Below are 13,429 nucleotides of genomic sequence, written 5' to 3' on the forward strand. Positions count from 1 at the left end.
TCCGGCGATCACGTCAAGGTTCAGGTGATGTCGTCGTATCCGTTGAGCTTGCTGGAGCGGCCGCCATCGGCCTGCTCGGGCACGGCCGGGGCCGCGCTCACGGGTTCGACCGCGCCGACGTCCTCGGGCGTGAGGTCGAGTTCGGAGGCCTCGTCGTCGGCGGGCCCGGCCTCGGCGCGCTCCTTGCGGCGCTTGTCGTTCATCAGCGAGATGCCGACAGCGATGAAATAGAGACCGACGATCGGGGTGGCGAGCGAGAGCATCGAGACGGGGTCGACGGTCGGTGTCGCGAAGGCCGCGAAGATCGTGACGCCCATGATCATCCCGCGCCACCAGCCCAGCATCCGGCGGCCGGTGAGAATGCCGCTGAAGTTGAGCATCACGAGGAACAGCGGCAGCTCGAAGGAGAGGCCGAAGACGATGATCATGCGGGTGACGAGGTCGATGATCTCGTTGAGCGGCAGAAGGTTGGTCACGCCGGAGGGGGTGAAGCCCAGCAGCACCTCGGCCGCGGCGGGCAGCACGTTGTACGAGAACCAGCCGCCGGCCACGAAGAGCGGAACGCCCGCCGCGACGAAGCTCAGCGAGTAGCGCCTCTCGTGCTTGTGCAGGCCCGGCGCCACGAACGCCCACAGCTGGTAGAGCCACACCGGGCTGGCCGCGACGACGCCCGCCACCATCGACACCTTGATCATCAGCGTGAACGGCCCCATGAGGCCGGACATCGTGATGTTGCCGCAGGTTTCCTTGTTCTTGCTGGTGAGCTCGTGGAAGTCGGACGGGCAGCCGACCGAGTGCGTGATCGGCTTGGTGATCAGCCCGGCGATGTCCTTGTAGTAGAACGCCGCCACTACGGCGCAGACCAGGATCGCCAACACCGACTTCGCGAGCCGGTTGCGCAGCTCGCGAAGGTGGTCCGAGAGCGGCATCCGCCCCTCGGGGTCCCTCTGTTGTTTGCGGGCAGACTTGAGCAACCCACGTCCTCATCTCGTGCGGCAGGTCACTTTGGTCACAGAGGTGAACAGCGCCTGCTTCGGCCCTGTGTCAGCGCTGCGTCGTGTCCGTCGGCTCGGTCACCGGACGGGCGCTGCTCACGTCGCCGGGCGCGGACTGGATGGTGCGCTGGGCGGGCGGCTGCTCGGCCGGCGGGTCGGCCGGGGCGGGCTGCTGACCTTCGGACTTCATGGCCTTGGCCTCGCTCTTGAGGATGCGGGCCGACTTGCCGAGCGACCGCGCCATGTCCGGGAGCTTCTTCGCGCCGAACAGCAGGACGACGACGATGAGGATGAGAATGATCTCGGGGGCGCCGAGCCTTCCGAACATAAGCGTTTACCTTCTCACCGAGGCTGCAGGGTAGGGGGGCTGCCGGGGCCGGCCGGACTGATGTCCGACCGCCTACGTGCAGCGATCGTAACGCGCAGGGGTTAACGCTGGGCAATCCCCGTGCGTACTCCCGTTCGCGGACCGGGCCTCGCTACCTGGCCGCGTTGTGCAGCGTACCGCCCCGAAACGGGCGACATCAGGGCGCACCTGTCACCTCAGCGTTTCCCCGGCGCCCGCGAGGTCGACGGCGGCGCGCTCCAGGTCCTCGGCGGCGCGGTTGATCTTCCGTGTGGTGTCGGCCACTTGGCGGCCGAGCCGCTGCGCCTCGACGAACACCTTGACGGCGAGGACGCCGAGCACGGCGATCCCGAGGAAACCGAGGGCGATGGCGGTCATCGGCCAGAACATGGATGCGAACCCTAGACGGTGGAGTGGAGGCGCAGCGTACGGACGCCGCCGCCGGTGAGGAGTTCGATGATGCGCTCCCCGGCGGGCTTGCGGACGGCCGAGCCGCACTCGGGGCAGGTGAAGGAGTAGAAGGTGGTGCGGCGGCTGGCACCGATGGCAAGGCGGAGCGCGGCGGCGCCGAGTTCGAAGCGGGCGCGGCACTCCGGGCAGGCCGCCTTGAAGAGGACCGGGATCACGGGACGGGAAATACCGGGCAATACCGACATGTTCCGCAATTCTCCTCAGCTCTGGTGGTCGAGCACGGGCGGTTCCCCGTAGCCGGCGAGCGCCTCGCGGGCCACGCGCCGGGCGCTCTCGGCGAGGTCGTCCGGCGAGACGATCCGGCCGTCCTGGCCCAGGCGCAGCGCCAGGCGCCGCAGCGACGCGGGGTCGGGCGTGCGCAGCGTGATCCGCAGGCCGCCGTCGGGGAGCTCCTCGGCGCTGTCGTGCGGGTAGTACTCGGCGACCCAGCGGCCACCGGGGCCGACCTCGACGACGACCTCGGGATCCTCGGCGGACGGCTGGACGAGCCCTTCGGACAGGTCGCGCAGTTCGAGCTCGGGCGGCGCGGAGGCCTCGTCGAGCAGCCGGATCTCGGCGACCCGGTCCAGGCGGAAGGTGCGCCGGGCCTCGGAGAGCCGACACCACGCCTCCATGTAGGTGTGGCCGACGGCGAAGAGCCGGATCGGGTCGACTTCGCGCTCGGTGAGCTCGTCGCGCGCGGGCGAGTAGTACTTCACCCACAGGCGGCGGCGCTCGGAGATCGCCCGGTCGACCTCGGCGAAGACGCCGCCCTCGGACTCGAAGGTGACCGAGAGCCGGGAGCTGGCGCCGGCGGCCTCGCCGGCCGCGGCCTCCAACTTGGCGGTGGCGCGCAGCAGCGCCTGCCGGTCGCCCTCGCGCAGGCCGGGCAGCGTGGAGACGGCCCGGGCGGCGACGAGCAGCGCGGTCGCCTCGTCGGCGGCGAGCCTGAGCGGGGCCGCGACATCGTCCGGGTTGTGCCACCAGATGCGGTCACCGTCGGTGTCGATGTCCAGGAGGTCGCCGCCGCGGAAGCTCGTGCCGCACATGGGCAGCACGTCGAGGTCGGAGATCAGTTCGTCCTCGGTGATGCCGAAGGCGCGGGCGACGTCCGCGACATGGGCGCCGGGGCGCTCGCGCAGATAGGTCACCAGCGACAGCATCCGCCGCGTCTGGTCGATGGCGTTTGCAGCCATGGTCGTACGGTCCCCCTCAGCCCTTGGCCACGGCGCGCAGCCGGTCCATCACGTCGGCCCGCAGGTCGGCGGGCTCCAGCACGACCACATCGGGGCCGAACTCCACGAGGTGGGCATCCAGCCCGTGCCCGTACGGAATCTCCAACTCGTCCCACCCGTCGCCGAGTTCCCGTGCCGAGGTGGCCCGCGAGCGCAGCGGGTAGCCGGCTCCGGCGCGCAGCCGGATCCGGGCCGAGCGGGTCGCGGTCTCCCCCGCCCAGCTCTCGACGGTCTCGCGCACGGTGACGACGTCGGGCACCGGCGCGGTGAAGGCCCCCGCGCGGGAGCGGACCCGGCCCGAGATGCGGCTGAGCCGGAACACCCGCTCGGCACCCCGGTCACGGTCCCAGCCGGCCAGGTACCAGTGCCCGCGCCAGCACTCCAGCCCCCAGGGCTCGACGTGCCGGGCCTCGGGGCGTACGGCGGTGACCTTGCGGTAGTCGAAGACGACCGGGCGCCGGTCGCGGCAGGCCAGCATCAACGGCTCGAAGGCCGTCTCATGGACCGGGATGCGTGGCTCGATGGCGCTGTGTTCGTACGGGTTGTCGGCTTCCGGCATGCCGGCGGCGCGCAGCTTCTGGAGTGCTCCGCTGGCCGCGCCCGCGAGCCGGGCCTGCTGCCAGACGCGGGCGGCGAGCCCGAGGGCCGCGGCTTCCTCGGCGTCGAGCTGGACCGGCGGCAGGCGGTTGCTGTCGCGGCGGGCGAGATAGCCGGTCTCGCCGTCGAGGTTCTCGACGGTCTCGATGACCAGGCCGAGTTCCCGCAGGTCGTCCTTGTCCCGCTCGAACATCCGGTTGAAGGAATCGTCGGACCCGGCTTCGAGATAGGCCTCGATGGACTCGCGCAGCTCCCGCTTGCTGAGTGCGCGCCGTGTCCCGAGCAGACACAGCGCCAGGTTCATCAGCCGCTCGGCCTTGGCAATCGCCATCGATGCCCTACGCCCTCTCTCGTTGTGCGCTACGACCGTTGACCGTACCGCTCCCACCTGCCCGGGCAAAAGCCGAGGGCCCATGCCGGCAGGCATGGACCCTCGGTCTGATCAGGTCCGATCGCTCAGGACTGATCCAGGTGCGTCTCAGACGGCGACCAGGTCGCAGACGAAGATCAGCGTCTCGCCCGGGGCGATGGCGCCGCCGGCGCCGCGGTCGCCGTAGGCGAGGTGGGCCGGGATGGTCAGCCGACGACGGCCGCCGACCTTCATGCCCTGGATGCCCTGGTCCCAGCCGGAGATGACCTGGCCGGCGCCCAGCTTGAACTCCAGCGGGTTGCCGCGGTTCCACGAGGCGTCGAACTCCTCGCCGGTGGAGAAGGCCACGCCCACGTAGTGGACCTTGACGAAGTCGCCGGCCTTGGCGACGGCGCCGTCGCCCTCCCAGATCTCCTTGATCTCCAGGTCCTTCGGCGGCTCGCCACCGGGGAAGTCGACCTCGGGCTTGTCGATGCTCACGTAATGCTCCTACTAATCGCTATGGGCAACCGGGACAGTCTTACACTGCTCCGAGGATGTCCACGACGAAGACCAGGGTCGAATTCGCCGGAATGTCCGCGCCCTGGGCCTTGTCCTTGTAGCCCTGCTCCGGCGGGATGACCAGCAGCACACGGCTGCCGACCTTCTTGCCGACGAGACCCTTGTCCCAGCCCTCGATGACCTGGCCCTGACCGATCGCGGTCGAGAACGGGGCGCCGGTCTTCCATGACGTGTCGAACAGCTTCGCCTGCGGCAGGCCCTCATTGGGCTTCCAGGTGGCGCCGCTGTACTGCATGTAGACGGTCTGGCCGCTCTTGACCTCGGCGCCCTTGCCCTCGATGAGGACCTGGTCGACGAGCTTCTTCGGCGGGTCGTTCTTCGGGACAGTGATCGTCGCGGCCTCGTCCTTGTCCGCCTTGATCTGCGGCAGGTCGGACGGGATGGCGGCCTGGGTGCCCTCGACCTTCTTCGGCATCACGCTGTCGATGTCGAGGACGAAGACCAGGTTGTCGGTGCCCGAGACGCCGAGCTCCTGCTTGCCCGCGGCGCCGAACGCGGCGGCCGGCGGGGCCACGACCAGGACGCGCGCGCCGACCTTCTGGCCGAGCACCGCGTCACTGAACGCCGGGATGTACGTCTTCGAGCCGGCCGGAATGACCTGCGGCACGCCGCCCTGGTCGTAGGAACCGGCGAGGTCCTTGCCGCTCTTCCAGATCTTCCCGGTGTACTTCGTCACCGCGAGGTCGTCCTTCTTGACCTCGGGGCCGGTGCCCGCGGTCAGCGTCTTGACGACGAACTTCCCGCTCGGGTCGCCCTTGGGAATGGTGATCGTGGGCTTCTTGCCCGCGTCGCCCGCGACGGTGGGCATCGGCGAGGCGTCGGACACCGGCTTGGGGGCGGCGGCCTGGGACGCCTGGTCGGACGGGGAAGCGGACGCGTCCTTCTTCTTCGCCGAGTCGTCACCTCCTCCGCAGGCCGCGGTGAGCATCAGGGCCGGCACGATGAGCGCGGCAGCAAGTCGGCGTCGCACAGTGGTCCTCGGGGTAGCTGGAACGGTCGGAGCCGCCACTCTACGGCCCCACTCCAGTACCACAAGGGTCCGGCATGCCCGGGGGCCCCGCACGCAACAGCGCACGGGGCCCCGGTCACCATCACTGACGCCATCTCACATACCGGCGATCAGCTTCTCCACCCGGTCGTCCACCGACCGGAACGGGTCCTTGCACAACACGGTGCGCTGCGCCTGGTCGTTGAGCTTCAGGTGCACCCAGTCGACGGTGAAGTCCCGGCGCTGTTCCTGGGCGCGGCGGATGAAGTCGCCGCGCAGGCGGGCCCTGGTGGTCTGCGGGGGCACCGACTTGCCTTCGAAGATCTTCAGGTCGTCGCAGATCCTGGCCGCCTGGCCCTTGCGCTCCAGGAGGTAGTACAGGCCCCGCCGACGGTGGATGTCGTGGTAGGCGAGGTCTATCTGCGCGACGCGCGGATGCGACATGGTCATGTTGTTCTTGGCCCGGTACCGCTCGATGAGCTTGTACTTCATGACCCAGTCGATCTCGGTGCCGATCCGGTCGAGGTCCTCGGCCTCGATCGCGTCCAGGGTGCGGCCCCACAGTTCGAGGACCTGGTCGACGGTGCCGGTGCGGATGCCGCGGCGCTCCACGAAGTCCACGGCCTTCTCGTAGTACTCGCGCTGCACTTCGAGGGCGGACGCCTCGCGCCCGCTGGCCAGGCGCACCTTTCGCTGCCCCGTGATGTCGTGAGAGACCTCGCGGATGGCCCGGATCGGGTTCTCCAGGGTGAGGTCGCGCATGACCGTACCGGCTTCGATCATGCGCAGGACGAGGTCGGTGGCGCCGACCTTCAACAGCATGGTCGTCTCGGACATGTTGGAGTCGCCGACGATGACGTGCAGGCGCCGGTAGCGCTCGGCGTCCGCGTGCGGCTCGTCCCGGGTGTTGATGATGGGACGCGAGCGGGTGGTGGCGGAGCTGACGCCCTCCCAGATGTGCTCGGCGCGCTGACTGACGCAGTAGACCGCGCCGCGCGGGGTCTGCAGCACCTTGCCGGCGCCGCAGATCAACTGGCGGGTGACGAGGAACGGAATGAGGATGTCCGCGAGCCGGGAGAACTCTCCGTGCCGGGCGACGAGATAGTTCTCGTGGCATCCGTAGGAGTTTCCCGCCGAGTCGGTGTTGTTCTTGAAGAGATAGACGTCGCCCGCGATTCCCTCCTCGTGCAGGCGGCGTTCGGCGTCGACGAGCAGGCCTTCGAGAATGCGCTCGCCGGCTTTGTCGTGGGTGACCAGTTCGGTCACGTTGTCGCATTCGGGAGTTGCGTATTCCGGATGCGATCCCACGTCAAGGTAGAGGCGGGCGCCGTTCCGCAGAAAGACGTTGCTGCTGCGGCCCCATGACACAACACGGCGGAAGAGGTAGCGCGCCACTTCGTCAGGAGACAGTCGGCGCTGTCCCCTGAACGTGCACGTGACGCCGTACTCGTTCTCCAGCCCGAAAATGCGGCGGTCCATGAGTGAACATTACGCCTGATGGCCTGAGCTGAAACCGGGTTCGACGGCACGGTTTCGATCATTTTCGTCAACACCCGCGACATCAAGCCGACGCCCGGGAGCTGCCAGAACCCGCTGGGTGGCGAGGAGTACGACAAGAGCCGCGACGCCGCCGCCACCCGCGACCGCGAAACTGGCGCCCGTTCCGCCGAGTTCGACCGCCGGGCCCGCGGCCGCCGTGCCGAGCGCGGTGCCGACACCGAAGGCCGTAACCAGCCAGGAGAACGCCTCGGTGACCGTGCCGCGCGGGGCGTGCCGGTCGACGACGATGAACGCGCAGGCGATGGACGGCGCGAGGAAGAGGCCGGAGACGACGGTGAGCGCGGCCATCGCGGGGACACCGGGGACCAGCGTCAGCGGCAGGTAGCCGACGGCGAGCAGCGCCACGAGGACCCGCAGCCGTTTCTCGGGGGCGCCGCTCCACTGCCGGGCCCCGTAGACGAGCCCGCCGAGCAGCGCGCCGAGTCCGTTGGCCGCCATGAGCCAGCCGTAGATCGCGTCGCTGCCGTGGTCGTCGGCGTAGGCGGACGCGGCGACGATGATGGCGCCGAGCGCGAGGCCGACGAAGAAGAACGAGCTGAGCAGCGCGAGCAGCCCGGGCGAGCGCAGCGCGCCGAGCCAGTGCGCCTCGCGGGGCGCCGAACGCCAGGTCCTGGACGGCTCGGAGAGTACGACACTGAGCGCGCCGAGCACCCCGAGCGCGTTGATGAGCACCAGCGCGGTGGCGGGCGACCAGAGCGCGATGGAGACGGTGACGAGCAGCGGGCCGACCGTGAACATCACCTCCTGGGCTATCGCGTCCATGGCGTACGCGGTGTGCACCTGGCCCTCGCGCTTCAGGACGCTGGGCCACAGGGCGCGGAGACCGCCCTCCAGGGGCGGTGTGGCGAGCCCGGCGACGAGCACCGCCGCATACGCGACTGCCACCGGCTCGATGCCGACGACGGCCAGCACGACCATGCCGAGGGCCGCGAGAACGGAGGCGGGAAGCATCACGCGCGGCTGTCCGTACAGGTCGACGGCCCGCCCGAGCAGCGGCTGGCCGACGGCCGTGGCCACGCCGTACACGGCGGTCAGCGCGCCCGCGAGCGAGTAGCTGCCGCCCTCGGCCCGCACGAAGAAGACGACCGCGATCGCGGCGGTCGCGTTGGGCAGCCGGCCGGTGAGCGTGCCCGCGAGCAGCCGCGCGGCATGCCGGGTCCGAAGGATCTCCGCGTATCCCGCCGCCATGGCCACTCCTCAAGTGTTACGTATAACTTCCGGGGTCATACGTACCATGTGGCAAGTCCGCGGGTCCACCCCCGCGCCCGCCGACCAGCCGCCCCGGAGGACCTGTGACCAGCCCGGAAAGACCGGAATCCGCACCGGTGGCGGCCCGCACGGGGGTGCGCGCCGCCCGCGCCGCGATGTCGTCCCGGCCGGCCGGGACCCGGCCCACCAGCAGGGACGTGGCGAGCGCGGCGGGCGTCTCGCAGGCCACCGTCTCGCTGGTCCTGGGCGACAAGTGGCGGGGCCGGGTCTCCGAGCGGACCGCGGACCTGGTCAGGGAGGCCGCGCGGGAGCTCGGCTACCGCCCCAACCTCGCCGCCCGCAGCCTGCGGCTGGGCCGCACCAGGACGGCGCTGCTCGTGGTGCCCGCCATGACCAGCGAGTTCTTCGCCCAGGTGTACGCGGGCGCGGCCAAGGTCGCCGCCGAGCACGGCTTCGGCGTGGTGCTCTACCCCTCCCCCGAGGGCATCGGCCCGGCCCGGGACCCCTTCGACTCCGCCCGCACCGCGCTCGACGGGGTCATCGCCTCCTCGATGGCCGCGGGCGCGCTCGCCTCGATCCGCGGCAGCGACCTTCCGCTGGTCATGCTCGACAGCGACCCCGACGAGCCCGGGCCCGCGGCCCACGTCAACCTCGACATCGCCGACGGCGTACGGCGCCTGACGGAGCATCTGCTCGGCCTCGGCCACCGCCGGTTCGCACATGTCGCCGCCGATGTGGACTCCTGGACGTTCGTCGTACGCGCCCGCGCACTGGCGGACGCGCTCGACGGGGTGCCGGGCGCCGAGCTGCGCACGGTACGCGCGGCGCTCGGCGTGGACTCCGGGCGGGCGGCCGCGGAGCAGGTCCTGCGCGCCCCCGCTCCGCGCCCGACGGCGCTGGTCTGCGACGACGACTTCCTGGCCGCGGGCGCCTGCAAGGCGGCCCACCGGCTCGGCCTTCGCATCCCCGACGACGTGTCGGTCACCGGCTTCGACGGCCTCACCCTCGCCACCGCCCTGGAGCCGGAGCTCACCACCCTCACCCTGCCCGCCGAGCAGGTCGGCGCCCGCGGCATGGCGGCGCTGCTCGCCGTCCTGGAGGGGCGCCCGCCCGAGACCGGGGACCTGCCCGTCTCGCTGGCGGTGCGGGGATCAACGGCCGCGCCCCGGCCCGCCTGAGGCGGAACCGGGGCGCCGGAGCGTGAGGAAACGGGAGACTACTCGTCCTCCGTCTCCTCCAGGTCCGAAGGAGCCTCGGTGGGCTCGGTCTTGGCCACATCGGCCTGGAGCAGCCGGGAGAGCTGACGGCCGACGATCCGCTTGAACTTCCGCTGCTGGGGCCGCGTCCGGTCCAGGACCGCGACCTCAAGGCGCTCGGCGGGGATTTCCCGGTCGGCGCCGTTCGCCTGGTTCGACAGCGCCTGCACGGCCAGCCTCAGCGCCTCGGCGAGCGACATGCCGTCCTGGTGGCGCTGGTCCAGGAACGTGCTGATCTGCTCGGCGTTGCCGCCGACCGCGACCGAGCCGTGCTCGTCCACGATCGAGCCGTCGTGCGGCAGCCGGTAGATCTGGTCCTCTTCGGGGGTGCTGCCGACCTCGGCGACGACCAGCTCCACCTCGTACGGCTTCTCGCCGACGCTGGAGAAAATGGTGCCCAGCGTCTGCGCGTAGACGTTGGCGAGCCCACGGGCCGTCACGTCGTCGCGGTCGTAGGTGTATCCCCGCAGATCCGCGTAACGGACGCCGCCGATGCGGAGGTTCTCGTACTCGTTGTACTTGCCGGCGGCCGCGAAGCCGATCCGGTCGTAGATCTCGCTGAACTTGTGCAGCGCGCGGGACGGGTTCTCACCGACGAACACGATGCCGTCGGCGTACTGGATCACGACCAGGCTGCGGCCGCGGGCGATGCCCTTGCGGGCGTACTCCGCACGGTCGGCCATGGCCTGCTGGGGTGAGACATAGAACGGGGTCGACACCGGCTAACCGTCCCTTTCTGTCAGTGGCGAAGTCATCTCGGGGCCTGCTCGGGCCTCAGAGGAGGGAGGCCCGGGGGCCGTCGGGCTGCTCCAGCCGCCGTTCCAGGATGGCGCGGGCGAGCTCGGAGGACTCCGGCTCGGTCAGCCTGCGGAATCCGTCCTCGGTGATGACCGTGACGATCGGGAAGATCCGGCGCGCCATGTCCGGGCCGCCGGTCGCCGAGTCGTCGTCGGCGGCGTCGTAGAGCGCCTGGATGACGAGCGTGGTCGTCTCCTGCTCCGTCAGATCGTCGCGGTAGAGCTTCTTCATGGAGCCCCGGGCGAAGATGGAGCCGGAGCCGGTGGCGGCGAAGCCGTGCTCCTCGGAGCGGCCGCCGGTGACGTCGTAGGAGAAGATCCGCCCCTTCTCGCGGTCCACGTCGTAGCCCGCGAAGAGCGGGACCACGGCGAGGCCCTGCAGGGCCATGTTCAGGTTGCTGCGGATCATCGTGGAGAGCCGGTTGGCCTTGCCCTCCAGGGAGAGCGTGGCCCCTTCGACCTTCTCGAAGTGCTCAAGCTCCAGCTGGAAGAGCTTGACCATCTCGACCGCGAGGCCCGCGGTGCCGGCGATGCCGACCGCCGAGTACTCGTCGGCCGGGAAGACCTTCTCGATGTCGCGCTGGGCGATCATGTTGCCCATCGTGGCCCGCCGGTCGCCGGCCAGGACGACCCCGCCGGGGAACGTCGCCGCGACGATCGTCGTGCCGTGCGGCGCTTCGATGTGACCCTGCACGGGCGGCAGGGTGCGCTTGCCGGGGAGCATCTCCGGCGAGTGCTCGGACAGGAAGTCCATGAATGAGGAGGAGCCAGGCGTCAGGAAGGCAGCTGGTAGACGCCCGGTGCCACGAGTGTTGGCTTCCACGAGTTTCCTTCCAAGTAGGCGGCAGCGCGACGGACGGTGTCGGGATCGTCTCCCAACTTGCCGATGGCCGCATTGCAGTTGAAGCAGAGTACGCCTGGGACCCTACCCGCCGTTCGGCAATGATCCACATGAACGGCTGGGCAGGACAGGCCAATTACGCGGTTGCCCCTGCGGGCCGGGCAGTGCTGCCGTGGGAAGCCCGCGTCCCGGTCCGGGCTTCCCACGACGCACCCCGAGATTCACGTCCGTGAACTACTGTCCGCCCTTTTGAACGAAGGACCGCACGAAGTCCTCGGCGTTCTCTTCGAGGACGTCGTCGATCTCGTCCAGGACGGAGTCCACGTCGTCCGACAACTTCTCCTGGCGCTCCTTGAGGTCCTCCGAAGCCTGCGCGTCCTGCGCCTGCTCCTCGACCTCCTCGGTGGAGCGCGTCGCCTTCTGCTGGCCGCCGCCGGTGTCCTTGGTCGCCATCTACCTCACCCCGCTCGGTTCGATGTCCTTGATCAGACCCTACAAGCAGGGTCTGACATCGGCCCCGCACTTCGTGGAACGTGCGGGGCCTACCTCTGTGTTTCCCACACCTGCGGCCTTTCAGCCGCCCGAGAGCACCCGCACCAGATCTTCGGCCGTGCGGCACCGGTCGAGCAGCGCCTTCACGTGATTACGCGTTCCGCGTAGGGGTTCCAGGGTTGGCACCCGCTGCAGCGAGTCACGGCCCGGCAGGTCGAAGATCACCGAGTCCCAGGAGGCCGCCGCGACGTCGTCCGCGTACTGCTCAAGGCAGCGGCCGCGGAAGTACGCCCTGGTGTCCTCCGGGGGCTTCGTCTGCGCCCTCAGAATGCCGGGATCGTCCAGGAGCCGCTTCATCTTGCCGCGGGCCACCAGACGGTTGTAGAGGCCCTTCTCGGGCCGCACGTCGGCGTACTGGAGGTCCACCAGGTGCAACCGGGCCGCGTCCCATTCGAGGCCGTCGCGGCGCCGGTAGCCCTCCATCAGCTCGCGCTTGGCGATCCAGTCGAGCTCACCCGACAGGCTCATCGGGTCGTTCTCCAGGCGGTTCAGGACGTCCTCCCAGCGGATCAGGACGTCCTTGGTCTGCTCGTCGGCGTCCGCCCCGAACCGCTCCTCGACGTACTTGCGCGCCAGCTCGAAGTACTCCATCTGGAGCTGGACGGCCGTCAGCGTGCGGCCGCTGCGGAGCGTGACCAGGCGTTGCAGGCTGGGGTCGTGCGAGACCTGGTGGAGGGTGCGGACCGGCTGGTCCACGGCCAGGTCGACGTTGATGAACCCTTCCTCGATCATGGAGAGGACCAGGGAGGTCGTGCCCAGCTTGAGGTACGTCGAGATCTCCGAGAGGTTCGCGTCGCCGATGATGACGTGCAGGCGGCGGTACTTCTCGGCGTCCGCGTGGGGTTCGTCGCGGGTGTTGATGATCGGGCGCTTGAGGGTCGTCTCCAGGCCGACCTCGACCTCGAAGTAGTCGGCTCGCTGGCTGATCTGGAAGCCGTGCTCGTGGCCGTCCTGGCCGATGCCCACGCGTCCGGCGCCGGTGATGACCTGGCGCGAGACGAAGAACGGTGTCAGGTGGCGCACGATGTCCGAGAAGGCGGTCTCCCGCTTCATCAGGTAGTTCTCGTGCGTGCCGTACGAGGCGCCCTTGTTGTCGGTGTTGTTCTTGTACAGGTGGATCGGCTGGGCGCCTGGGAGTTGGGCCGCGCGCTCGGCCGCCTCGGCCATGATGCGCTCGCCGGCCTTGTCCCACAGGACGGCGTCGCGCGGGTTGGTGACCTCGGGTGAGCTGTACTCGGGGTGCGCGTGGTCGACGTAGAGCCGCGCCCCGTTGGTGAGGATGACGTTGGCGAGGCCGATGTCCTCGTCGGTCAACTGGCTTGAGTCCGCGGCCTCGCGGGCGAGGTCGAAGCCGCGGGCGTCCCGCAGCGGGTTCTCCTCCTCGAAGTCCCAGCGGGCGCGGCGCGCCCGGTGCATCGCCGCCGCGTAGGCGTTGACGATCTGGGACGAGGTGAGCATGGCATTGGCGTTGGGGTGGCCGGGGACGGAGATCCCGTACTCCGTCTCGATGCCCATTACTCGCCGTACGGTCATGCGGCCCTCCTTGCCCGGCGGCGCTCCCCCGCGGGAGCGCCGCTCAAGTACCGCTGGTTCTCCGGTGCGTGTGCGGTGCCCGTCCCCGCACTGCGCGACTCGGCGGTACCGAAGAGCCTAGAACGCCTTTGCGCTGGTG

Annotated in this window: 15 protein-coding genes and 1 pseudogene; 1 reads left to right on the forward strand and 15 read right to left on the reverse strand. The window is 69.9% G+C overall.

Annotated features, from left to right (window positions below; all coding sequences use genetic code 11):
- Positions 1-20 precede the first annotated feature (20 nt).
- From tatC to ACWC2B_RS21300, 10 genes are all read right to left on the reverse strand, one after another.
- Positions 21-974, reverse strand: a complete 954-nt coding sequence (tatC, locus tag ACWC2B_RS21255) for a twin-arginine translocase subunit TatC (protein WP_450718763.1) — start codon at positions 972-974, stop codon at positions 21-23.
- Positions 975-1,044: 70 nt separating this feature from the next.
- Positions 1,045-1,323, reverse strand: coding sequence for a Sec-independent protein translocase subunit TatA (tatA, locus tag ACWC2B_RS21260; protein ID WP_053723515.1), 279 nt, complete (start codon positions 1,321-1,323; stop codon positions 1,045-1,047).
- A gap of 210 nt (positions 1,324-1,533) precedes the next feature.
- Positions 1,534-1,731, reverse strand: coding sequence for a hypothetical protein (locus tag ACWC2B_RS21265; protein ID WP_450718765.1), 198 nt, complete (start codon positions 1,729-1,731; stop codon positions 1,534-1,536).
- A gap of 11 nt (positions 1,732-1,742) precedes the next feature.
- Positions 1,743-1,997, reverse strand: coding sequence for a hypothetical protein (locus ACWC2B_RS21270; protein ID WP_189962092.1), 255 nt, complete (start codon positions 1,995-1,997; stop codon positions 1,743-1,745).
- Between the two features lie 15 nt (positions 1,998-2,012).
- Complete coding sequence (locus ACWC2B_RS21275) at positions 2,013-2,987, reverse strand: helix-turn-helix transcriptional regulator (protein ID WP_450718768.1); 975 nt, start codon at positions 2,985-2,987, stop codon at positions 2,013-2,015.
- A 16-nt stretch (positions 2,988-3,003) separates the two neighbouring features.
- Complete coding sequence (locus ACWC2B_RS21280; protein WP_450718770.1) at positions 3,004-3,954, reverse strand: helix-turn-helix transcriptional regulator; 951 nt, start codon at positions 3,952-3,954, stop codon at positions 3,004-3,006.
- A gap of 147 nt (positions 3,955-4,101) precedes the next feature.
- Positions 4,102-4,473, reverse strand: coding sequence for an FKBP-type peptidyl-prolyl cis-trans isomerase (locus tag ACWC2B_RS21285; RefSeq protein WP_450718772.1), 372 nt, complete (start codon positions 4,471-4,473; stop codon positions 4,102-4,104).
- Positions 4,474-4,513: 40 nt separating this feature from the next.
- Complete coding sequence (locus tag ACWC2B_RS21290) at positions 4,514-5,524, reverse strand: FKBP-type peptidyl-prolyl cis-trans isomerase (RefSeq protein ID WP_450718774.1); 1,011 nt, start codon at positions 5,522-5,524, stop codon at positions 4,514-4,516.
- A gap of 135 nt (positions 5,525-5,659) precedes the next feature.
- Positions 5,660-7,021, reverse strand: a complete 1,362-nt coding sequence (gene pafA / locus ACWC2B_RS21295) for a Pup--protein ligase (protein ID WP_450718776.1) — start codon at positions 7,019-7,021, stop codon at positions 5,660-5,662.
- Between the two features lie 9 nt (positions 7,022-7,030).
- On the reverse strand, positions 7,031-8,290 hold the full coding sequence (locus tag ACWC2B_RS21300) for an MFS transporter (protein WP_450718778.1): 1,260 nt from the start codon (positions 8,288-8,290) through the stop codon (positions 7,031-7,033).
- 176 nt (positions 8,291-8,466) lie between these two features.
- On the opposite strand from ACWC2B_RS21300, the gene ACWC2B_RS21305 reads away from it, so the two are divergent.
- Positions 8,467-9,489, forward strand: a complete 1,023-nt coding sequence (locus tag ACWC2B_RS21305; protein WP_450718929.1) for a LacI family DNA-binding transcriptional regulator — start codon at positions 8,467-8,469, stop codon at positions 9,487-9,489.
- A gap of 38 nt (positions 9,490-9,527) precedes the next feature.
- Here ACWC2B_RS21305 and prcA read toward each other — a convergent pair whose 3' ends face one another.
- The 5 genes and pseudogenes from prcA to dop all read right to left on the reverse strand — a co-directional run bounded on the left by prcA (position 9,528) and on the right by dop (position 13,290).
- Positions 9,528-10,286, reverse strand: a complete 759-nt coding sequence (gene prcA / locus ACWC2B_RS21310) for a proteasome subunit alpha (RefSeq protein ID WP_450718780.1) — start codon at positions 10,284-10,286, stop codon at positions 9,528-9,530.
- A gap of 55 nt (positions 10,287-10,341) precedes the next feature.
- On the reverse strand, positions 10,342-11,187 hold the full coding sequence (gene prcB / locus ACWC2B_RS21315) for a proteasome subunit beta (protein ID WP_450718782.1): 846 nt from the start codon (positions 11,185-11,187) through the stop codon (positions 10,342-10,344).
- Positions 11,139-11,354, reverse strand: a pseudogene (locus ACWC2B_RS21320) (endonuclease domain-containing protein); the annotation flags it as partial. The pseudogene ACWC2B_RS21320 and the gene prcB, both read right to left, overlap by 49 nt.
- Positions 11,355-11,439: 85 nt before the next feature.
- Positions 11,440-11,658, reverse strand: coding sequence for a ubiquitin-like protein Pup (locus ACWC2B_RS21325; protein ID WP_016325855.1), 219 nt, complete (start codon positions 11,656-11,658; stop codon positions 11,440-11,442).
- A 120-nt stretch (positions 11,659-11,778) separates the two neighbouring features.
- Positions 11,779-13,290, reverse strand: a complete 1,512-nt coding sequence (gene dop / locus ACWC2B_RS21330; RefSeq protein ID WP_450718784.1) for a depupylase/deamidase Dop — start codon at positions 13,288-13,290, stop codon at positions 11,779-11,781.
- Between the last annotated feature and the right edge of the window lie 139 nt (positions 13,291-13,429).

The organism is Streptomyces sp. NPDC001415 (assembly GCF_053597395.1).